Genomic DNA, 21,696 nt, shown 5'->3' with positions numbered 1-21,696 from the left:
CCATGACCCCGGGGCAAGCCCGGGGTGACGGTGGAAGGTTGGCTACCAGAGCACCCCACGTGCGGGCGTGACGGGGTCGGGGGACGGGTCGCCGATCGACTGGAGCAGGTCGATCTCGATCGTGCGGCACATGGCGGTCAGGGGCACGTCGTGCACCGTGTTGGCGAAGGGATCGGTCAGATCGTCGCCGATCCGCAGGACCGCCAGAAACATCAGCCCCGCGACGGTTGAGCCGAGCGGCGTCGCCAAGCCCAGCGTCTCGACCAGGCCGATCGGCAGGAACAGGCAGAAGAGGTGGGTGAAGAGGGTCGGCAGATAGCGATATTGCACGGGCAGCGGCGTATTTTTGAGCCGCTCCATGCCGCCCTGCGCGTTGGAAATATCGATCAGCACCGCTTCCATCTGCGCCTGCTGGATGGTGTCGATCCACCCTTCGCGCCGGGCGATGTCGATCCGTCGACCGGTGCTGTCGAGCAGGCCGTTGGCCGCATTGGTCCGCGCGAGGGCATGGGTCTTGTCCCGCTCCTCCAGGAATTTGGTCACCTCTTCGCCGATCGGTTGCCGCCGCAACTGGCTGCGCAACGCATTCACATAGGCGATCTGGCGCTTGACGATTTCGCGTTTCAGATCGCGCGCTTCCGGATCGGGCAGGAAATTGCGGGTGGCGCGCGCCAGGCTGCGCGACGCGTTGATCATCGCGCCCCATAATACGCGCCCTTCCCACCAGCGCTGATAGGCGCTGTTCGACCGGAACCCCAGGAACAGCGCCAGGGCCGTACCGAATATGGTGAGCGGAAGGGACGGCGCCTTGAAGGGCAGCAGATAGTAAGTGATGGTGACGACGCAGTCCCAAATGAACAGGACGCTCAGCGGCTTCCACACTTCGGACGCCATCCGACGCAGGCTGGGAACGGGGTCGACGATCATGCAAGTCTCCGCAAATCAGGACTGGGGCAACGCACCCGGGCGGCAAATGCTCCGTTAGCGAAACGAAATATTGCACTGCACGCAACCCACCGGATCGCAAGTCGTTGAATGGCGACAGAAGGGGAGATGGGGATGACGGGAAAGCGGATCGCGGCGGCGGTGGTCGCGCTGGTCAGTCTGGCGGGGCTGGTGGTTCAGTTCGACGCCACGCTGGGGCAGACCGGATCGATCGCGGAGACGCTTTGGACGCTGCTGCGCTTCTTCACCATATGGGCGAATATCTTCGTCGTCCTGACCCTGGGCGCGATCGCGCTGGGTCGCGCGGTGTCGTCCCGGCGGGTGGGCGGCATGCTGCTGTCCATCCTGCTGGTCGGCATCATCTACGGACTATTGTTGCGCGGGCTGCTGTCCTTGAGCGGCGGCGCGCTGCTGGCCGATACGCTGCTGCACAAGGTGACGCCGCTGCTCGTGCCACTCTGGTGGATCGCCTTCGCGCGCAAGGGGCGGCTGGGATGGCGCGATCCGTGGCTGTGGGCGATCTTTCCGGCCGCCTACCTCCCCTACGCCCTCCTACGCGGGACGGCCGAAGGGCATTATGCCTATCCCTTCATCAACGTGGCAAAATTCGGGATTGGACAGGTTGCGCTCAACGCCGCGCTGATCGCGATCGGTTTCGCTGCCGCGGGGCATGCGCTGGTCTGGATCGACCGGCGGCTTAGCGCTCGCGCGCGGCCTTAGCCGCTTCCGCCCACCAGATCAGGCTTTTCGCGAAACCGGCAAAGCCGCGCTCCAGCGCCGCCCCGCCCTCGCCCTGCGGCTGGGCCGCTTCGTCCAGCGTCTGGCCGATCTGACCGACGCTCAGCCGTTCGGGCACCACCGCCATGCCCATGGCCGACAGCGTCACCGTCCAGTCGGCATGGCTGTTGACCCCGGCAAAGCGCCCCATCGAATAGCTGGCGATGGCGGCCGGGCGGCGATCAAATTCCTTGAGATAATGATCGACCAGATTTTTAAGGCCCGGCTGCATGCCGCGATTATATTCGCCCGCGACGAAGACGAAGGCATCGGCAACGCTCAGCCTTTGCGACAGCCAGGCCATGGCGGCAGGCGCTTCACCCGGCGGATAATCGCTGTAGCGCAGGTCGAGCATGGGCAGATCGATCGCCTTCGCATCGACCAGTTCGGCCTTGTGGCCCAGCCCTTCGAAACCCCGGACCATATAGTCGGCCAGGCGGATGCCCAGTCGGCCGCGTCGATAGGAGCCGTAGAGGACGAGAATGTCGAGCGCCATGCGAAGCCTTCCAATATTATACCAGAGCTTTTCGCATCGCCGTCGGTTGCCGTCCAGCCCCTGTGGCGTGGATCTGGACCCCGGCCTTCGCCGGGGAACAGGTCAGCGCAGTTTGGCGATGTTCAGCCCGTCTTCCTTGGCTCTGGCCTTGACCGATTCCTCAGTGCGGGTCAGCGCCTTGGCTATGGCCTTGAGGCCCATGCCCTTCTTCGCCAGCGTGTGCAGCTTCTGGACCTCATCCTGGGTCCAGGGCTGCTTGTGGCGTTCGAAGCGTTGCTCGGCCATCGTCGTTAATCCGCGAAGGGATCGCGGACGAGGATGGTGTCGTCGCGTTCCGGCGAAGTCGACACGAGCGTGACCGGGCAGCCGATCAGCTCTTCGATCCGGCGGATATATTTGATCGCCTGCGCAGGCAGATCGGCCCAGCTGCGCGCGCCGGCCGTCGTGTCCTGCCAGCCTTCGATATCTTCGTAGATCGGCTGCGCCTTGGCCTGGTCCTGCGCATGGGCGGGGAGGTAATCGAACGTCTGGTCGCCGATCTTGTAGCCGACGCAGATTTTCAGCGTGTCGAACCCGTCCAGCACGTCCAGCTTGGTGAGCGCGATGCCGGTGACGCCCGACACGGCGACCGACTGGCGCACCAGCACGGCGTCGAACCAGCCGCAGCGGCGCTTGCGGCCAGTGACGGTGCCGAATTCATGGCCCCGCTCGCCCAGCCGCTGGCCGGTGGCGTCCTCCAGCTCGGTCGGAAACGGGCCGGAGCCGACGCGGGTGGTGTAGGCCTTCACGATCGCCAGCACGAAGCCTGCGCCATTGGGGCCAAGGCCGGTGCCGCTGGCCGCCGTACCTGCCACCGTGTTGGACGATGTCACGAACGGATAGGTGCCATGGTCGATATCGAGCAGCGTGCCCTGCGCGCCTTCGAACAGGATGCGCTTGCCGTCCGCCTTCGCCTTGTTCAGCGTCAGCCAGACGGGCTTGACGAAGGGCAGGATGAAGTCGGCGATCTCGGTGAGTTGCGCGACCAGCGCGGCACGGTCGATCGGCGCTTCGCCAAAGCCGGCGCGCAGCGCGTCGTGATGCGCGGTCAGGCGATCGATCTGGAGGTCGAGATCGTCCAGATGGGCCAGGTCGCACACGCGGATGGCGCGGCGACCGACCTTGTCCTCATAGGCGGGGCCAATGCCGCGACGGGTGGTGCCGATCTTGCCCGCGCCCGATGCGTCTTCGCGCAGGCCATCGAGGTCGCGATGGAAGGGCAGGATCAGCGGGCAGGTTTCGGCGATCTGGAGATTGTCGGGCGTGATGGTGACGCCCTGCGCGGCCAGCTTGGCAACCTCGTCACGGAAGTGCCAGGGGTCCAGCACCACGCCATTGCCGATGACGCTCAGCGTGCCGCGCACGATGCCCGAGGGCAGCAGCGAGAGCTTATAGACCTTTTCGCCTACCACCAGCGTATGGCCGGCATTATGGCCGCCCTGGAAACGGGCGACGACATCGGCGCGCTCCGACAGCCAGTCGACGATCTTGCCTTTGCCTTCGTCACCCCATTGGGCGCCGATCACGGTCACATTTGCCACAGATACAGTCCTCCGCCCGCCGCGCGGACCGGCCATGCCCTTCGACGGGACTCGGCATGCCGGTGGGATCAAGCGGGCGCGCGCTATCGTTGCGGGCGCCCTGTTACGGGGCGCGCGTTAGCCGCGCTGCCCCGGTGAAGTCAAGTCAGTAGGCGCGTGGCTCTGCGCCATCCAGCCAGTGGGAACAGCGCTGGGCCGCGCCATCCTCCCCTTCGGACAAGGCGGCGACGCTGTGCCAGCCTTCGGCCCGCAACGCGGCGGCGCGGGCGGCGTCATGCCCCAATGGCAGGAACAGACGCCTGGGCGCTTCCCCACCGAAGCCCGCGTCGATCAGCGGATCAGGATAGAGGGAAAAGCCCATGGCCGGTTCGTCCGCCCCGTCGGCGCGGGCGATAGCGTAGCTGCCGCCCCGGCCGATCTCGCCCACGAAGCCTTCGGCGAAGATGGAGAAGCCGAACCAGTTCTGAAATTCGAACCCATGCCGTTCGGTCGGATCGAGCGTGAGGGTGATGTCCCAGCCGATCGGCCTGGCGATGGCGCGCAACCCCACGATGCGGCTGGCGATCGCGCCGCCCAGCCGCGCGTCGAACGCCTCCAGCCGATCCATCGCCGCGTGGAACGGGCCGGTCGCCTCTATGAGCGGCAGATAGGCGGCAGCGCCCTCGCCGATCGCGGCGAGCGCGCCGGCATCCTTGGCGTCCAGCGCGGCGCGGACGGCCTCCAGTTCCTGCGATCCCAGCGGCAGCGGCCCCGCCGCCAGCGCGTCGATCAGGTCGGGCAAGGTGAAATCGATCGTGATGCCGGTGACGCCCGCCGCCTGGAGCGCCTCGATCGCGACGTTGACGATCTCGACCGCGGCGGCGACGCTGTCGCTGCCGATCAGCTCCGCACCCAGCTGCAATGTCTCACGCTCGGGCCGCAGCTGGCTCGCCTTCTGGCGGATGACCGGCCCGGCATAGGACAGGCGTAGCGGGCGCGGGGCGGTCGCCATGCGGGTGGCGGCGATGCGGCCGACCTGTGCGGTCATGTCCGGGCGGAAGGCCAGGCTGCGCTGCGACACGGGGTCCACGGCGCGGACCAGATCCTGCGCCCGCATGGATTTCAGCCGCTGGGTCAGCGTATCCTCGAACTCCGCGAGCGGGGGCATGACCCGTTCATAACCATGGGTCGCGACCGTATCGAGCACATGGCGCGTCAGGCGGGCGGACGCCTGCGCCTGCGGCGGCAGGCGATCGGACAGGCCTTCAGGCAGGAGGCTGGGCGGGATGGTGGTCATGGGACAGGCCCTTTAGCGGAAATTTGGGGCTAGGCCATCCCCATCCGCCGTTCGGTTCGAGCGTGTCGAGACCTGTTCTCGACGACGCTTCTCGACTTCGCTCGAAGCCTGTCCTGAGCGCCTGCCTTGCAGGCAGTCGAAGGGCTGCTCGAACCGAACGGTTTATGTTCTGACCTAGATCAGGCGAAGCGCAGCAGCTTCACCTGCTTCACGCCGGTGAGGTTGCAGATTTCCCAGCGCAACGGTTCGGTGACGGTGCCGTCCACCGACAGCAGCAGAACGGCTTCGCCGCCCTGGTTGCGACGGCCCAGATGGAAGGTGCCGATATTGACCTCCGATTCGCCAAGCTTGCTCCCCAGGCGACCGATAAAGCCGGGCGCGTCCTGGTTGACGATATAGAGCATCGACCCGTCGAGATCGGCCTCCACCTTGATGCCGAACAGTTCGACCAGGCGCGGCTGGGCATGGCCGAACAATGTGCCCGCGACCGACTTGTCGCCATTTTCGGTCGTCACGGTGACGCGCACCAGCGTCTGATAGTCGCCTTCGCGGTCGTGCCGGACTTCGCGGACGTCCAGGCCCCGCTCCTTCGCCAGGAAGGGCGCGTTGACCATGTTCACCGTGTCCGAATAGACGCGCATCAGGCCCGCCAGCACGGCGGCGGTGATGGGCTTCTGGTTCAGTTCGGCCGCATGGCCCTCGACCTCGATCGCGACGCCGGTGATCTGGTCGCCTTCCAGCTGACCGATCAGGCTGCCCAGCTTTTCGGCCAGCGCCATATAGGGCTTGAGCTTGGGCGCTTCCTCGGCGCTGAGCGAGGGGACGTTGAGCGCATTGGTGATGCCGCCGTCGAGCAGATAGTCGGACAGCTGGTCGGCAACCTGCAACGCGACATTGACCTGCGCTTCGTCTGTCGAAGCGCCCAGATGCGGGGTGCAGATGAAGCCCGGCGTACCGAACAGCGGCGACTCCTTGGCCGGTTCGGTCTGGAACACGTCGAGCGCGGCACCTGCGACCTGGCCCGAATCCAGCGCGTCCTTGAGCGCCGCTTCATCGATCAGGCCGCCACGCGCGCAGTTGATGATGCGCACGCCCTTCTTGGTCTTGGCGAGGTTTTCCTTGCTGAGGATGTTGCGCGTCTGGTCGGTCAGCGGCGTGTGCAGCGTGATGAAGTCGGCCTTCGCCAGCAGCGTGTCGAGATCGGCCTTTTCCACGCCCATTTCGATGGCGCGTTCGGGGGTCAGGAACGGATCGAAGGCGACGACCTTCATCTTGAGCCCGAGCGCGCGGGTGGCGACGATCGAGCCGATGTTGCCGGCGCCGATCAGGCCCAGCGTCTTGCCGGTGACTTCCACGCCCATGAAGCCGTTCTTGGGCCACAGGCCCTGCTGCGTCTGGGCGTTGGCTTCGGGCAGCTGGCGGGCGAGCGCGAACATCAGCGCGATGGCATGTTCGGCGGTGGTGATAGAGTTGCCGAACGGCGTGTTCATGACGATCACGCCCTTGGCCGAGGCCGCCGGGATATCGACATTGTCGACGCCGATGCCGGCGCGGCCGATGACCTTGAGGTTGGTGGCGGCGTCCAGGATCGCCTTCGTCACCTTGGTCGAGCTGCGGATGGCGAGGCCGTCATAGTCGCCGATGATGGCGATCAGTTCTTCGGGGGTCTTGCCGGTGATTTCGTCGACTTCGACGCCACGTTCGCGGAAGATCGCGGCGGCGCGGGGATCCATCTTGTCGGAAATAAGGACTTTGGGCATGACGAATTGCCTTTCTGTGCAATTCGTCATCCTGACGAAGGTCAGGATCTCAGGCGGCTGGGTCGTACCTAGGGGCCTGAGATCCCAGCTTTCGCTGGGATGACGGGTATGTAAGGGAGAGGTTGGTTAGGCAGCCTTGGTCTGGGCATAGGCCCAGTCGAGCCACGGACCCAGCGCTTCGATGTCCGCCGTTTCCACGGTCGCGCCGCACCAGATGCGAAGGCCGGCCGGGGCGTCGCGATAGCCTGCGACGTCATAGGCCGCGCCTTCCTTTTCGAGGAGGGCAGCGAAGGCCTTGATGAAGGCTTCGTCGGCGCCCTCGACCGTCAGGCAGACGCTGGTCTTCGACCGCGACGTCGCGTCGGTGGCGAGATGGCCGAGCCAGTCGCGCTCCGCGACGATCTTGTCGAGCGCGGCGGCGTTGGCGTCGCTGCGCGCGATCAGGCCGTTGAGGCCGCCCAGCGATTGGCCCCATTCCAGCGCGAAGATCGCATCTTCGACCGCCAGCATGGAGGGGGTGTTGATCGTCTCGCCCTTGAACACGCCTTCGGCGAGCTTGCCCTTCGCCATCAGGCGGAAAACCTTGGGCAGCGGCCAGGCGGGTGTGTGGGTTTCGAGCCGTTCGACCGCGCGGGGGCCGAGGATCAGCACGCCATGGCCGCCCTCGCCGCCCAGCACCTTCTGCCAGGAAAAGGTGGCCACGTCGATCTTGGCCCAGTCGATGTCATAGGCGAACACAGCGCTGGTCGCGTCGGCGAAGGTCAGGCCTTCGCGATCCGCAGGGATGAAGTCGGCATTAGGGACGCGCACGCCCGACGTGGTGCCGTTCCAGGTGAACAGCACGTCGGTGCTGAAATCGACCGTGGAAAGGTCGGGCAGCTGGCCATAATCGGCGCGGATGACGGTGGGGTCGAGCTTTAACTGCTTGACCGCGTCCGTCACCCAGCCTTCGCCGAAGCTTTCCCAGGCAAGCGTCGTGACAGGCCGGGCGCCCAGCATCGTCCACATCGCCATTTCGAAAGCACCGGTGTCGGAGCCGGGCACGATGCCGATACGGTGGGTGTCGGGCAGGTTCAGCAGCTCACGCATCAGGTCGATGCTGTAAGCAAGGCGGGTCTTGCCGATCTTGGCGCGGTGCGAACGGCCGAGCGAGTTGGTCGCCAGCTTGTCGGCGCTCCAGCCCGGGGGCTTGGCGCAGGGACCGGAAGAGAAAAAGGGGCGGGCCGGACGGCTGGCGGGTTTTGCGACAGGCGCAAGGGTGGCGTCAACGGCAGTCAAATCAGTCATGTAGCGTCTCCTTACAGAGAGCAGCGCGGCGTTGGGACCGCGTGGCCCGTCGGCGGCCCTAGAGATTTCGGCGGGCCTGTCAAGCGCGCCCGAAAAATCGGACGAAGCGAATGCGCCGTTAACCTTCGTAAATATTCGCCCTGCTAACATCCCGACTCATGAGCATTGGGTCGACAAAGATGCGGGCGGCGCGCGGCGCCGGTCTGGCCGTGCTGACGGCAATGGCGTTGAGCGCCTGTAGCGGCGATCTGGTCCCACGCGGCCGGGTGGCACGCGCACCGACGCCCCCATCCCGGCCCGTTCGCGCCCCTGCCCAACCGGCGATGGAGACGCGACAATGTTTCGCGAAACTGGAAAGCCAGGCGGTGGCCTTCACCCCCCTGCCCGACCGGAATTTCGGCGGTGGGTGCAGCGCGGTCAACAGCGTCAAGCTGATCGATATCGGCGTGCCCGCGACCAATCTGGGTGCGATGACCTGCAACCTGGCTGCCAATTTCGCCGCTTGGGCGCGCTATGGGGTGCAGCCTGCCGCCCGCCTGGTACTGGGCGCGGAAATCGAGAGGATCGAGACGTTCGGCACCTATAATTGCCGCCCGATCGCGGGTAGCGGCAAATTGTCCGAACATGCCCATAGCAATGCAATCGACGTATCCGCCTTCGTCCTGTCCGACGGCCGGCGAATCAGCGTGCAAAAGGGGTGGGAGGGCGACAAGCAGACCCGCCAGTTCCTGAAGGTCGTGCATGCCAGCGCGTGCAAGCGGTTCAATACCGTGCTGAGCCCCGATTACAACGCGGCCCATTACGACCATTTCCATTTCGACATGGGCGGGCGTGGCGGGTTTTGCCGCTGAGAAGGTTTAAGCGCTACAGGCGGATTTTGCGGGCAAGCAGACTTGGTTTTGTCATTGCCCCGCACTAAGTTGGTGCAAATGACGAAAAAAGAAATCGAAGAACGCAAATTCCGCCCGGCCCGCCAAGAGGCCGATGATGCCAAGAAACAGGTCGGAACCCCCCAAACACAAAGCGCCGCTTACAAGCTCGCCTTCCAGGATAGCGAATTCCTGCTGCGCGAAGACCTGCGGCCGGTGCGGTTCCAGCTGGAATTGCTGAAACCCCAATTACTGATGGACGAAGCGAAGATCGAATCGACCTTCGTCTTCTATGGTTCCGCCCGCATTCCCGAACCCGACCAGGTGCAGGCACGGATCGACGCCGCCACCACGCCCGAACAAAAGCGCATCGCGGAAAATCTGGGCGCGAAGGCCCATTATTATGAAGAAGCGCGCAGGCTCGCGCGGATCGCGGCGCAATATCCGGTCAATGCGAATGGCGACCGCCATTTCGTGGTCTGTTCGGGCGGCGGCCCGTCGATCATGGAAGCGGCCAATCGCGGTGCGGAGGATGTCGGCCAGACCACCATCGGCATGAATATCGTCCTGCCGCACGAACAGGCGCCCAATCGCTTCGTCACGCCGGAACTCAGCTTCCAGTTCCACTATTTCGCGCTGCGCAAGATGCATTTCCTGCTGCGCGCCCGCGCGCTGGCGGTCTTTCCCGGCGGCTTCGGCACGTTCGACGAGATGTTCGAACTGCTCACGCTGATCCAGACCGGCAAGATGAAGCCCATCCCGATCCTGTTGTTCGGGAAGGATTTCTGGAACCGGGTGGTCGATTTCGAGGCGCTGGCCGACGAAGGCGTGATCTCGCATTCGGACCTCAACCTGCTGACCTGGGTCGAAAGCGCCGAGGATGCGTGGGACGCGGTGCAGGCCTTCTATCAGGACGACAAGGCAGTAGCATAGACCCACTCCTGTGGGGACGAGGGTTTCGTCCTGCCCCCTCTTCCAACTTGACCGAGGAAGGAGGGGTTATTGGGTTGCCCTTCCCTGCCCGCCGGATTAGGGCGCGGCCATGCGCGCGGATATGGCCCATGTCGACACCTGGATCTTCGATCTGGACAACACGCTCTATCCGGCGAAGGCGGACCTGTTCGCGCTGATCGACGTGAAGATGGGCGAGTTCATTCAGGGCCTGCTGGGTTGCGACCCCGTCATCGCGCGCCAGACGCAGAAACGCTATTTCATCGAGCATGGCACGACCCTGTCGGGCCTGATGCATCATCATGGCATCGAACCGCGCGCCTTTCTGGACTATGTTCACGATATCTCGATGGACCGGCTGGAGATCGACGCGGCGCTCAACGCGCATATCGCCGCGCTGCCCGGCCGCCGCCTGATCTTCACCAATGGCGACGCCGCCTATGCGGCACGCGTACTGGCGAAGCTGGGCCTTGCCGACGCGTTCGAACTGATCCACGACATCCACGCCTGCCAATATATCCCGAAGCCCGATCCGTCGGGCTATGCCGATCTGTGCCGGGTGCATGGCGTGGACCCGACCCGCGCCGCCTTTTTCGAGGACATGGCCCGCAACCTGAAGCCTGCCAAGGCGATCGGCATGACGACCATCTGGGTCAATAATGGCTCGGAAAGCGGCGATCATGACCATCATCCCGACTTCATTGATTTCGAAACCGACCATCTGACGCCATTTCTGGCGACCATAATTGGGGAAACTGCATGACCGCCGACCTGCAAGCCACCATCGACGCCGCCTGGGAAGACCGCGCCAATGTCAGCCTGACCACGCAAGGCGCCGTGCGCGACGCGGTTGCACAGGCGCTCGCGTTGCTCGACAGCGGCAAGGGTCGTGTCGCCGAGCCGACCGAAAATGGCTGGCAGGTCAACCAGTGGCTCAAGAAGGCGGTGCTGCTGTCCTTCCGCCTGAACGACAATGCGCTGATCGAAAACGGTCCCGGCAACGGCTTCTGGTGGGACAAGGTGCCCAGCAAGTTCGCAGGCTGGGGCGAGGCGGAGTTCCGCGCCGCCGGTTTCCGCGCAGTTCCGGGCGCCTTCGCCCGCGCCGGCGCGCATATCGCGAAGAATGCGATCCTGATGCCCAGCTTCGTCAATATCGGCGCCTTCGTCGATGAAGGCACGATGGTCGACGCCTGGGTGACGGTGGGCAGCTGCGCGCAGATCGGCAAGAATGTCCATCTGTCGGGCGGCGTCGGCATCGGCGGCGTGCTGGAACCGTTGCAGGCCGACCCGGTCATCATCGAGGATGACTGCTTCATCGGCGCACGGTCCGAAGTGGTGGAAGGCGTCCGCATCGGCAAGGGTTCGGTCCTGTCGATGGGCGTCTTCATCGGCCAGTCGACCAAGATCATCGACCGCACCACCGGCGAAATCTTCATGGGAGAAGTGCCGCCCTATTCGGTCATCGTCCCCGGCAGCCTGCCCGGCAAGCCCCTGCCCGACGGCACGCCCGGCCCCAGCCTCTATTGCGCCGTGATCGTCAAGCGCGTCGACGCGCAGACGCGGTCCAAGACCGGCATCAACGACCTGTTGCGCGACTGATCTGTCAAGAACGGGACGGGCGTCGCGTGTCGCAGCGCCCCGCCCGTCCCCTGGGGTGAGCGGGGGTGGTCCCCTTACGCCATCTTGGGGAGGCCTAAAGCCCCGCCTCTATTGCAAGGCGAATCGCTTCCGCCATGCTGCGCACGCCCAGGGCACGCAGCATGGCCGCGCGATGCATCTTCACCGTGCGTTCGGTGAGGCCCAGTTCATAGGCGATCTGCTTGTTGAGCCGTCCGTCCGCCATGCCCGCCAACACGGCCCGCTGGCGCTCTGTCAGCGTGTCGATCAGGGCGGCGGCCGCATCCCGGCGGCGCTCGCCCCCATGCTCGACCGCCATTTGCGACCCGAGATACCATTCCAACGTGCCGTCCGGGCCAAAGATCGGGGCGATCATCACGGCATTGCGGAAGGCCGAGCCGTCCTTGCGATGGTTGCGCAATTCCACCAGCACCGGCCGCCGGTCGCGCAGGGCGGCGCGGATCATGTTCGTCCCCGCATCCTCCGTCTCAGGCCCAGACAGGAAACGACAATTGCGCCCGACGACCTCCTCCCGCGTGTAGCCGGTCAGCGCCAGGAACGCGGCATTGCAATCCACGATCGGATTGTCCGGCAGGCGCGGATTGGTGACGACCGCGGGCACGGTGCTGTCGGTGATCATTTCGGTCAGGGACATGGACGGCAGGCACTCGATGAATATAGGGAACAACATCAACGCGATGTTCCTTACCCATCGTGGACCATATCGTTCCTCCACTGCAAGGCGAAGGAACGACTTGCCGGTTCAGCCCACGAAATTGCCCTGATGGGCGAACGCTTCGATGGGCTTGCGATCGCTGGGTTCCTCGCGCGCCTGCAAGGCTTCGGGCAGGATGCTCTTGTCGCCCTGCCGACCGATCGCGACCGCCGCTTCGATGCGGAAGCGGTCGGGCACCGCCAGTTCGACGCGCGCCTTGTCGAAATCGACGCCGGTCATGCCATGGGTGTGATAGCCCAGCCGCGTCGCCTGCAAGGCCAGCAAGGCCCAGGCCGCACCCGCGTCGAAACTGTGGCTGTAGGACGGCTTGAAATCGTCCGATCCCGGCGCGGCGGTCAGCGTGTCGGACAGGACGAACAGCACGACGCCCGCATGTTGGACCCAGCTCTGGTTGAAGGGCAGCAGCAGGTCGACGAAGCGCTGCCAATCCGCGCCATCGCGATGGGCGTAGAGGAACCGCCAGGGCTGATAATTGAACGCCGAAGGCGCCCAGCGTGCGGCATCAAGCATAGTGTCCAGGTCGGCCTGTGGAATGGCCGAGGAGTCGAAGGCGCGGGGCGACCAGCGTTCGAGAAACAAGGGGTCGACGGCACGAACCGAGGCGCGAGGATTGCTGGCCATGATATCTCCTGGGAAAATAGAGCGAAGCTGGAAATGGTCGGACTATCGCAAAGGCGCGCCGCCTGTCAGTTGATTATTTCGCACGATGGCGTCTCTGGCGTCCGCCCGGACGGATCGGCTGTTGTATCGGCGTCACGATCGATCAGCACCACGGACGCATCGCGCAGCAGGGTTTGCGCCAGACGCATGCGCCAACGCCCGAACAATCCATGAGGATAGTCCCCGGCCTGCTCCTGAAAATCCTGCATAGCTGCTCCGCGCCGACTCATGCGCGATATCTACCGATAGAATAGACTATCGTCGTGCAAGCAATGCTGGGACAGGCGACAGAAATTTTTGGATCGGCGGGAGATCGGCAAGGATCATGCGCACACCCCTTCGATGATGTTGAACATTGCTGGCGATATATATGCGTATTCCCTGCTGCCGCGCCTTCGGCTCAGGAACGGTCGCGCAGGTCGTCATTGGGCCGACGCGGGGCAAGGGGGACGAATGTCACGGGCTTGACCGGCTGGTCGGCCTTCGACGCGGCCTCGCCCACTTCGAACAGATGGTGCAGGAAGGACACCATCGCCGCCCGGCCCTTTCCGCTCAGTTCCACCAGCATCCGGCGATGGTCGACAGGATCATAGCGTCGCACGATCAGCTTGGCTTCCTCCAGCCCCTCGATCCGGCGTATCGTGCCGGTCGCGCTCTCCCCGGAAATCGCCATCGTGTCCTTGACGCACATCCTGCCCCCTTCTTCGGCCACGATGAACAGTTCCAGCATGATGTCCCAGGCGGAATCGCGGAACACATTCTTGGGGAAATGCTGGGAACAATTGATCCGCGCCTGCTGCGTTTGCCGGGCAAGGGACAGCAACGACGGATCGGCGAAATTCTGTGCCGATACTTCCAATCTGCGTCCATCGCGCGAGGCCATGCCATCATCCTTGCGTTGCTGGGGAGAGCTGAAAGGCTGCCCTCCCGATCTTAACGAATTGTAAAAACAAACCTATTCTTCGGGTCGTAGGATCGGAACCGTCTTCATAATGGTCATGATATCTGCCGGGCATCGGCCTTCAACTGGTCGACCAGTTGATGCACCGCGCTGCCATGCGAGCCTTTGATCAACAGCACATCGTCATCCTCGATCATGTCTTTGAGACAGGTGCGTAACTGCCCGACATCATCGGCGTAAAGCCCCCGACGCGCTCTGGGCAGACCGGCCCATAGCTGTGCATAATGTTTGCCCACGACATGGACGCGATCGATGCCATGGGCGTGGATCAGCGGTTCGAGCGCGCTGTGATAGCGCGTCGCTTCCGGACCCAATTCCAGCATTTCGCCCAGCACAGCGACGCGCCGCCTGCCCCGTCGCGCGCCCAGCAGCGCCAGCGCGGCGGCCATGGATTCGGGGTTGGCATTATAGGCGTCGTCGATCAGGCAAAGCCGTCGCCCCTCGATCGTCAGAGCCAGTTCCTCGCCACGCCCCGCCAGCGGACGGAAGTCGGCAAGCGCATCCAGCCCCCTGCCCGCGTCCAGCGACAGGACGGACAGCGTCGCCAGCACGGCGACGCTGTTGAGCACCATATGTTGTCCGGGCGCCGCCAGCCGATAGTGCAGCGCGCCGCCCGGCGTCTGCACCATGATCGCACCCTCGCGCCGATCGATCAGGCGGAAATCCGCCTCGGGCGACAGGCCATAGGTGACGACGGACAGGTCACGGGCCTGCGCCAGCGCCCGGACGCTGGCGAGTTGCTGCATGTCCGCATTCAGGATGGCGACGCCGCCCGGCGCCATGCCCTGGAAAATCGCACTCTTGCGCCGCGCGACCGTGGTCAGATCATGATGATATTCCAGATGGGCTGCGGCGATGTTGGTGAAAACCGCGATATCGGGACGGGTGAGCATCGCATTCTGCCGCATGCGGCCGATCGCCAGTTCCATCACGATATGGGGCGTATTCCAGGGGATGGACGCCAGGTTCCACCCGATTCCATGGGGCAGGTTCGCGTTCAGGCGCGTCTCGCCGACATCACCCCAGGGGCGCAACGCGCGCGCCAGCATGGCGACCATCGTCGTCTTGCCCGCGCTGCCGGTCACGCCGATCAGCTTGCCGGTCATGGCCGCGCGCGCATATCGACCCAGCGCCAGTATCGCATCGTCATTGTCCTGCACCGCCAGCACGGGAAGGCCGCTGGCTGCGAAACGCTCCGGCGCGCTGGTGATGATGGCGCTGGCGCGCGGCTTCACGCTGTCGATCGCCCGCGGCGCGATGCCGCGCTCGCCTTCCCGTCCCCGCACGACGACCATATCGCCCGGGCGCTGGCTGAGCGGGAAGATGCACAGGCCCTGCGCGCTCCAGTCGGCGGGCGGCGGCGCTATCCAGCGCCCGCCGGTCGCCTGCGCCACGCTGCGCGCGGTCCAGCCGCTTTCGGGCGGGGACACAGGGGCCTGCACCTGACGGTCCAGCAGGTGACGACGATAGGCGATAAGGCCCGACAGATAATGTTCGACATCGTCGATCCGCACGCGGAAGCCATGGTGGCGGATGAAGAAACTGCCGACGATCCGGCGTGGATTGGCGAAGAACATCGCCAGTTCGGGCCAGAAATGGCCGTTGAGCAGATAATGGGCGCGGGCATGCAGCGCCCGATCGAAATGGACGAGATCGATGCTGTCCAGCAGATGGCTGTGGTCCGGGTCGGCGGCCAGGCGCGCGATCATATGCTGCGCCGCCATCATCAGTTCCAGCAAAGTGGGGAAGGTGGTGATGCGCCTTTCCACGAAGTCGAGATAGTCGCGAATAGTGTCCAGCCCGAAGCGATACCAGGTTTCGCTGGGCTGGTGCCGGGTCAGCTCGTTCGCGCAATAGCCCAGCCAATGATCGTGCGCCGATGCATGGCCCGCCGCGATGAAATGGTCGAAGGCCAGCGTCACCGCCGCGATCCAGCGCGGATCGCGGGTTAGGCCGTATAGCCGCATCAGCCCGAACGCCGCTTCGCCATCATAATAGATGATCCGAAATTCCTGCTTCACCGCCAGGGTCGGATAATCAAGGACATGGACGAAGCGGCCGGTCGCGGCGTCCTGCATATACAGGATGCCCGTCGCCAGCCGATCGAGCAGCACGCGATAGCGATCGGTCGCCATCAGTTCGCTATATTTGACCAGCGCCAGCAGGCAGACGGCATTGCCGCCCAGCTTGATCTCGTTGCCCGGATCGATCAGGAACGCCGCCGGCGTCCCGTTCGGCAGATCGACCGACGCGATGAGAACGCGCTCCAGATAGGTCAGCGCCCGCTCGATCGCGGCCAGCAGATCCGGATCGCGCGTCACCTCCCAGCTTTCCAGCATCGCATAGGTGCTGCTGGCATGGCGCAGGCTGTTATAGGCGGCGATCTCCCTGTCGAAACAGGGGTGCCAGCCATAATGGAATCGTCCATCGGCCCGCACCTGCGACGCCAGATAGGCGCTGCCGTCATCGATCAGGCGCAGCAGCAGGTCCGGGTCCAGCCGATCCACCGTCCGTCGCCCGGCATTGCGCCCCTGCCCGCCGATCGTATGAACGACGCCATCCTCGCCCATGAACAGGCCCCCGGTCGAAAAGAGCCAGACAGGCGCATCGTCGCCGAAGTCGATCGCGCCTGCACAGTGGCGCAGCCGGGCATAGCGGCGGATATTGCCTTCGTTGACGATGGCGGTCGGATGCCCCTGGCCGCCGTAGAACATGGCGTTGGCGTTGATCTCCGTTTCCAGGAAAGCCCGTTCCAGCCGCGCGTCGAGCGCTATGCCAAGCCGGAAATAGTTGCGCTTGGTCGCGCCCAGACGCTGGCGCAGGCTGCGCCAGTCGCTCTGTTCGACCGCGCGGACCCAATCGACCCGCAGCCAACGCAACTGATCCGCCGCCGCCATCAATATCGGCACTGCCGACCGCCAGCAGCTTGACCCGTCCGGGCCCGACAAGGTGATCGTCCGCGCCCGCGCCGTGCCGTCGGTGAAGGACAGGAACAGGATCGTGCGTGGCGCGCCGTCGATCGTCACGCTCGGGGCCTGCGCCACCTTTTCCGCGATCGCGGACAGTTTCTGGTCGATCATCGCGTTCATCGCTCGCGCAGTCCTTCACGGGCACGGTTCAGGGGTTTCAGCAGATATTGCATCACCGTCTTGCTGCCGGTGTGGATGTCCACCGTCGCGATCATGCCCGGCACGATCGGGAAATGTTTGCCCGCCTTGTTGACCAGCGACACCGATTTGGTTCGCACGAACACCCGGTAATAATAGACGTCCGGGTTCACCTCATCCCTGATCGTGTCCGGCGATATGCTCGCCACTTCGCCTTCCAGGCCGCCATAGATGGCATAGTCATAGGCGGTAATCTTGACCGTCGCGCGCTGGGCGGGATGAATGAAGGCGATGTCGCGCGGCGCGATCCGCGCCTCGATCAGCAACTGGTCGTCCAGCGGCACGATCTGCATGATCTCGCCATTGGGCGTCACCACGCCGCCGATGGTGGAAACCTCGATGCTCTTCACCACGCCCCGCACCGGCGACCGCAGCGTCAGGCGCTGGAGCGTGTCGGACCGGCCGCGCACGACCGGGGCCAGCGCCTCCACCTCTTCGCTGACCTTCGCCAGATCCTGTTGCGCCTCGACCAGATATTGGGACCGCAGATCGGCTTTCTTGAGCGCGAGTTCGGCGCGCTGCCGTTTCAGTCGCAGCACTTCGACATTGCTCGCCGCGCCGACCGCGATCAGCGATTCGCCGATGGCGACTTCCTTGTTGATCAGCGCCAGTGATTCATCGATCAGTCTGTCCGAACTGGCCAGGCTCTGCCGCCGGTCCTGGTACAGCCGCGCCTCGGCGGCCTTGAGATCGGGATAATCGTCCAGTTCGGAGGGGAAGGCGATGGCGGTCCCGCTGACTTCCGCCCGCAACCGCGCCGCGCTGGCCAGCGCGGCGCGATATTTGGCGGCGCTTTCATCCACCGTCGATCCCGCCTGGGTGGGGTCGAGCTGGGCCAATATCTGCCCCGGCTGCACGATGTCGTCCCGACGAACCAGCAGTTTCGCCATGATGCCGCCTTCGAGCGACTGGATAATCTGTTCCCGGCTGGTCGGCACCACGCGCCCGCTGCCGCTGGCGACCTCATCCAATTTGGCGAACCAGGCCCAGGTGAAGGCGACCACGAATAGCGCCGTCACCAGCCACAGCAGCCGCTTGGCGCCCGTCAGGCGGCTGCGGCCTTCGTCGTCGAACTGCCATTCGTCGTCCATCGCCGCCGCGTTCATGCCACCCTCGCCTTATTGGCCTGCATGGTGCGCAGCGCCGCATCCCTGGGCTGGTCGAGCAGGATCGTGCCATTGTCGATCACGATCACCCGGTCGACCAGTTCCAGCACGCGCATCCTGTGGGTCGCGATCACCAGCGTCCGGTCCTGCGCCCATGTCTTGAGGCCGTCGATGAAGTGTCGTTCGGATACCTCGTCCATCGCCGCGGTCGGCTCGTCCAGCAGCGCGACCCGCGGATGCCGCAGCAGCAGCCGGGCCAGCAGCAACGACTGGATCTGCCCGCCCGACAGGCTCTGCCCGCCTTCCAGGATGACATGCTCCAGCCCGGCGCGCAGGCGGCGGACGAACTGGATGGCCCCGGTCATCGCCAGCATCGAGAGTATTTCCTCGTTCGACACGTCGGGCGCGCCCAGTGTCAGATTTTCGCGGATGGTCCCGTGGAACAGGCGGCTATGCTGCGACAGGAAACTCACGTCGCGGCGCAGGTCGTTGGGGTCGATATGACCCAGCGCCAGATTGTCGACCAGCACTTCGCCCGACACCGGCTGCAACATGCCCGACAGCGCCTGTAACAGGGTCGATTTGCCAGCGCCATTGCGGCCGAGCAGCGCGATCTTCTCACCTGCCGCGATCTCCAGTTCGGGCACGGTCAGGGCGGGCGGGCTGTTCGGGTCGGCATAGCTGAACACGCCCGAATGGATCGTCATCGCGCCCGCAATCGCGTTTACCGAAATACGATGTTCGGCGTGGGGCCGATCGACCGGCAGCGCCATGATCTGGTTGAGGCTGCCGATCGCGACCTTCGATTGCTGGAAACGGCTGAGCAGCGCCGTCACCTGCGACATCGGCGCCATCATCCGCGATCCCAATATGGACGATGCGACCAATGCGCCGGTCGTGATGTCGCCTGCGATCACCATCGGCGCGCCGACGCACACGATCCCGGCATAGACGCCATTTTGCACATTCTGCGTCCAGACCGTCAGGCTGTTGGTCAGGCCGCGTAGCTTCAACTGCGCCTCGCCCGCTTGCGCATTGTAGCGGTTCCAATGCTGCTGGAACCGTTCCTCGGCCTGCAACGCCTTGATATCCTCTATGCCCTGCACCGCCTCCACCAGCATCGCATTACGCAGCGAGGATTCGCGCATCGACGCGGTGGCATAGGTGCGCAGCCGTCGCTGCGCGAGCAGGCCGGGCACGATCAGCAGGAAAAGCGCCGCGATCGGCACCAGCACCAGCGGCCCGCCGATGAACCACAGGATGACGAGGAAGATCAGGAAGAAGGGCAGGTCCGCGATCGCGGCCACGGTGGTGGAGGTCAGCAGTTCCCGCACTTGGTCCAGGTCGCGCAATTGCGCGATGAAGGTGCCGGTGGAAGTCGGTCGCGCCCGGTTGCGCACGCGCAGAGCATGGCCGAACACCTTGTCCGACATGCGCAGGTCCGCCCGCTTGCCCAGCACATCGACGATGTTCATCCGCAGCCGCCGCAGCAGGAAGTCGAAGCCGATCGCCAACGCCACGCCCAGCGCCAATATATAGAGGGTGGGATAGGATTCCGCCGGGACCACCCGGTCATAGACCTGCATGGAAAAGATGACGCCCGACAGGCCCAGGACGTTGGCAATGCACGACGCCACCATCACATGGCCGTAAGAGCGCGCGTCCTGATAAAGGATACGCCGCAGCCAGTTATCCTGATGTTGATGAATATAAGGGTCCACCCGCGCATCGGGTGCCGCGCGCACCGGCCGGGCGATCGCCAGCAGGGTCGCGCCCCGCGCGATGTCAGCCATCGGCATATGCGCACGCAGTCCGCCTTCGCCCGCCAGCGACAGGGTCGCCTCGCCATCCTCCGATATGGCCGTCACCAGCGCCAGCGCGCCGTCGCTCATCCGCACGATCATCGGCAGCCGCCATCCCGACAGCCGCTCCCCGACGCCGGGCACCTTGAACCGGACGGACAGACCCAGCGCGCGCGCCATGCCGCGGACCTTCGCCTGCTCCCCGTCCATCCCGGCCCATAGACCCGCGAGCCTGGCGCCCTGTTCGCTATTGGGCAGACCATAATGATGCGCGACCTGTTGCAGCAATTCCAGCCAGGCGTCGATCGTCCCCGCACTGACGGCCGGGCGGACGGTCGGACGGACCGGCGGCATCATGTTCATAGCGTCACCCCGCGCACGACCGTGCCGGTCAGGCGGAAAGCCGCCCGCATGCGGCCCGAATGATAGAGGCAATCCATCTGGAGCCGCCGCAGGTCGTGGGTGGCGTTGGTCGCTTCGAAGCGGACCTGCTGGAACTCCTGCTCGGCGTTGAGCAGGTCGACCAAGGTGCGGGTGCCCATCTCCAGATATTGCAGGCGATACAGCTTGCCCGTCTCGTTCATATTGTCCTGCCGCGATGCCAGGGTCTTGCGCAGCGCGGCCAGACTGTCGATCTGCTGCTGCGCTTCGGCCAGGCGCTGGGCGGTTTCGTTGCGCGCGCGTTCGGTCGCGGCATCGGCGGCGTCCAGTGCATAGGCCGCGCCGCGCACCCGCGCCTTGGTGATGCCGCCGCCGAACACATTGTTCGTCACGTTGAAGCCCAGCGAATAGGCGCTGCGCCGGTCGGACAAGGGATTGGACACGTCGATCGTGCCCGTGCCGCCGATGGAGATGGTCGGTTTCTGCTCCGCCTTGCTGCGGCGCAGGTCCGCGACCGCGCGATCCCTCTGCGCCTCCGCCCGCATGACTGCGGGCACCATGTCCCAATCGGGCGGGGGTTGCCGACATGCGGCCATCAGCCACCCGGGCACGTCCGCATCGACCTGCGTCGGCGGCGCCGACCGGCCCAGAAGATAAGCAAGATTGCTCGACCAGCGGCGACGCGCCGCCTCGATCTGCGACAGGGTGGCGATCACCGCTTCCACCCGTGCCTGCGCCTGTAGCCCGTCGGACCGGGTCGCCGCGCCTTTGCCGACGCGGCTGTCCACCAGATCGCTGATGGCGCGGACACGCTCCAGCTGTTCCAACGCCACCTGGTGCAGGGCTTCGCCGCGTTGCGCCTCGATCAGCGCATAGCCGATGTCGCGGATCAGGCCATCGATCGCCAGAAGCATGTCGGCAGCGCCGACCCGCGTGCCCGCCTCCGCCGCATCCACGGCGCTGCCGACCTTGCCGAAATCGTAGATCATCTGCGACGCGCTGACCTGCGGGCGCGGACGCCAGTCGCCGGTCAGGCGACTGTCATAGCCTGTCGCCAGGCCTGCGCTGATCTGCGGCGAATAGCCGGCACGCGCGACGTTGACGTCTTCCCCGCGTGCATTGAGATCGCCTGCCGCCTGCGTCAGCGCAGGGTGCCAGGCGATGGCTTCGCGCGCCGCGCTCTCCAGCGTAACCGGCCCGGCGGGATCAACCGTCGCTCCGGTCTGCGCAAACGCAGACGATATCAGCAGGCTGCCTGCCATGAGGAGACAGCCAGTGCCGCTATGGAACCCTTTTTCCATCCCGGTCATACCTTTCAGTCATGA

Annotated in this window: 20 protein-coding genes; 5 read left to right on the top strand and 15 right to left on the bottom strand. The window is 65.0% G+C overall.

Features of this window, described 5'->3' with window-relative positions; translation table 11 throughout:
* Nucleotides 1-42: 42 nt before the first annotated feature.
* Nucleotides 43-927 carry a bestrophin family protein gene (locus U5A82_RS06775; protein ID WP_326289635.1) on the bottom strand — a complete coding sequence of 295 codons (885 nt, stop codon included), beginning with the start codon at nt 925-927 and terminating at the stop codon, nt 43-45.
* A 132-nt stretch (nt 928-1,059) separates the two neighbouring features.
* Here U5A82_RS06775 and U5A82_RS06770 point away from each other — a divergent pair, with 132 nt between their 5' ends.
* Complete coding sequence (locus tag U5A82_RS06770; RefSeq protein ID WP_326289633.1) at nt 1,060-1,665, top strand: Pr6Pr family membrane protein; 606 nt, start codon at nt 1,060-1,062, stop codon at nt 1,663-1,665.
* Here U5A82_RS06770 and U5A82_RS06765 read toward each other — a convergent pair.
* The 6 genes from U5A82_RS06765 to U5A82_RS06740 all read right to left on the bottom strand — a co-directional run bounded on the left by U5A82_RS06765 (nt 1,643) and on the right by U5A82_RS06740 (nt 8,121).
* On the bottom strand, nt 1,643-2,218 hold the full coding sequence (locus U5A82_RS06765; RefSeq protein ID WP_326289631.1) for an NADPH-dependent FMN reductase: 576 nt from the start codon (nt 2,216-2,218) through the stop codon (nt 1,643-1,645). The two genes, U5A82_RS06770 and U5A82_RS06765, sit on opposite strands and share 23 nt — an antisense overlap.
* Before the next feature lie 102 nt (nt 2,219-2,320).
* Entirely contained in the window at nt 2,321-2,503 is a 183-nt protein-coding gene (locus U5A82_RS06760; RefSeq protein ID WP_326289630.1) for a hypothetical protein, read from the bottom strand.
* A 5-nt stretch (nt 2,504-2,508) separates the two neighbouring features.
* Complete coding sequence (locus U5A82_RS06755) at nt 2,509-3,798, bottom strand: adenylosuccinate synthase (RefSeq protein WP_326289628.1); 1,290 nt, start codon at nt 3,796-3,798, stop codon at nt 2,509-2,511.
* Nucleotides 3,799-3,943: 145 nt separating this feature from the next.
* Nucleotides 3,944-5,074 carry an ATP phosphoribosyltransferase regulatory subunit gene (locus U5A82_RS06750; protein WP_326289626.1) on the bottom strand — a complete coding sequence of 377 codons (1,131 nt, stop codon included), beginning with the start codon at nt 5,072-5,074 and terminating at the stop codon, nt 3,944-3,946.
* A 179-nt stretch (nt 5,075-5,253) separates the two neighbouring features.
* On the bottom strand, nt 5,254-6,834 hold the full coding sequence (gene serA / locus U5A82_RS06745; RefSeq protein ID WP_326289624.1) for a phosphoglycerate dehydrogenase: 1,581 nt from the start codon (nt 6,832-6,834) through the stop codon (nt 5,254-5,256).
* A 126-nt stretch (nt 6,835-6,960) separates the two neighbouring features.
* Nucleotides 6,961-8,121, bottom strand: coding sequence for a phosphoserine transaminase (locus U5A82_RS06740; RefSeq protein WP_326289622.1), 1,161 nt, complete (start codon nt 8,119-8,121; stop codon nt 6,961-6,963).
* 158 nt (nt 8,122-8,279) lie between these two features.
* On the opposite strand from U5A82_RS06740, the gene U5A82_RS06735 reads away from it, so the two are divergent.
* From U5A82_RS06735 to dapD, 4 genes are all read left to right on the top strand, one after another.
* Nucleotides 8,280-8,972: an extensin-like domain-containing protein gene (locus U5A82_RS06735; protein WP_326289620.1), complete on the top strand. Its 693-nt coding sequence runs from the start codon at nt 8,280-8,282 to the stop codon at nt 8,970-8,972.
* A 78-nt stretch (nt 8,973-9,050) separates the two neighbouring features.
* Complete coding sequence (locus U5A82_RS06730) at nt 9,051-9,923, top strand: LOG family protein (RefSeq protein ID WP_326289619.1); 873 nt, start codon at nt 9,051-9,053, stop codon at nt 9,921-9,923.
* 109 nt (nt 9,924-10,032) lie between these two features.
* Nucleotides 10,033-10,704 carry a pyrimidine 5'-nucleotidase gene (locus U5A82_RS06725; protein WP_326289618.1) on the top strand — a complete coding sequence of 224 codons (672 nt, stop codon included), beginning with the start codon at nt 10,033-10,035 and terminating at the stop codon, nt 10,702-10,704.
* Nucleotides 10,701-11,540, top strand: a complete 840-nt coding sequence (gene dapD, locus U5A82_RS06720) for a 2,3,4,5-tetrahydropyridine-2,6-dicarboxylate N-succinyltransferase (RefSeq protein ID WP_326289617.1) — start codon at nt 10,701-10,703, stop codon at nt 11,538-11,540. The genes U5A82_RS06725 and dapD overlap by 4 nt, the downstream gene beginning before the upstream one ends.
* 94 nt (nt 11,541-11,634) lie before the next feature.
* Here dapD and U5A82_RS06715 read toward each other — a convergent pair whose 3' ends face one another.
* The 8 genes from U5A82_RS06715 to U5A82_RS06680 all read right to left on the bottom strand — a co-directional run bounded on the left by U5A82_RS06715 (nt 11,635) and on the right by U5A82_RS06680 (nt 21,681).
* On the bottom strand, nt 11,635-12,213 hold the full coding sequence (locus tag U5A82_RS06715; protein WP_326292868.1) for a LuxR C-terminal-related transcriptional regulator: 579 nt from the start codon (nt 12,211-12,213) through the stop codon (nt 11,635-11,637).
* Between the two features lie 108 nt (nt 12,214-12,321).
* On the bottom strand, nt 12,322-12,915 hold the full coding sequence (locus U5A82_RS06710) for a nitroreductase family protein (protein WP_326289616.1): 594 nt from the start codon (nt 12,913-12,915) through the stop codon (nt 12,322-12,324).
* Nucleotides 12,916-12,980: 65 nt separating this feature from the next.
* On the bottom strand, nt 12,981-13,163 hold the full coding sequence (locus tag U5A82_RS06705) for a hypothetical protein (protein ID WP_326289614.1): 183 nt from the start codon (nt 13,161-13,163) through the stop codon (nt 12,981-12,983).
* A 191-nt stretch (nt 13,164-13,354) separates the two neighbouring features.
* Nucleotides 13,355-13,837, bottom strand: coding sequence for a MarR family winged helix-turn-helix transcriptional regulator (locus tag U5A82_RS06700; protein ID WP_326289612.1), 483 nt, complete (start codon nt 13,835-13,837; stop codon nt 13,355-13,357).
* Between the two features lie 113 nt (nt 13,838-13,950).
* Complete coding sequence (locus tag U5A82_RS06695) at nt 13,951-17,004, bottom strand: UDP-N-acetylmuramoyl-tripeptide--D-alanyl-D-alanine ligase (RefSeq protein WP_326289610.1); 3,054 nt, start codon at nt 17,002-17,004, stop codon at nt 13,951-13,953.
* Nucleotides 17,001-18,188: a beta-barrel domain-containing protein gene (locus U5A82_RS06690; protein WP_326289608.1), complete on the bottom strand. Its 1,188-nt coding sequence runs from the start codon at nt 18,186-18,188 to the stop codon at nt 17,001-17,003. Before U5A82_RS06690 ends, U5A82_RS06695 begins: the two co-directional genes overlap by 4 nt.
* The gene (locus tag U5A82_RS06685; protein WP_326289607.1) at nt 18,185-20,353 is read right to left on the bottom strand and encodes a type I secretion system permease/ATPase; all 2,169 of its coding nucleotides are present in this window, start codon (nt 20,351-20,353) and stop codon (nt 18,185-18,187) included. Before U5A82_RS06685 ends, U5A82_RS06690 begins: the two co-directional genes overlap by 4 nt.
* On the bottom strand, nt 20,350-21,681 hold the full coding sequence (locus U5A82_RS06680; protein WP_326289605.1) for a TolC family protein: 1,332 nt from the start codon (nt 21,679-21,681) through the stop codon (nt 20,350-20,352). Before U5A82_RS06680 ends, U5A82_RS06685 begins: the two co-directional genes overlap by 4 nt.
* Nucleotides 21,682-21,696: the final 15 nt, after the last annotated feature.

Origin of the sequence: Sphingobium sp. CR2-8 (assembly GCF_035818615.1) — a bacterium.
Classification (GTDB): Bacteria; Pseudomonadota; Alphaproteobacteria; order Sphingomonadales; family Sphingomonadaceae; genus Sphingobium.
The sequence above is the reverse complement of the archived record's forward strand: the minus strand, read 5'-3'. Positions and strand labels throughout refer to the sequence as shown.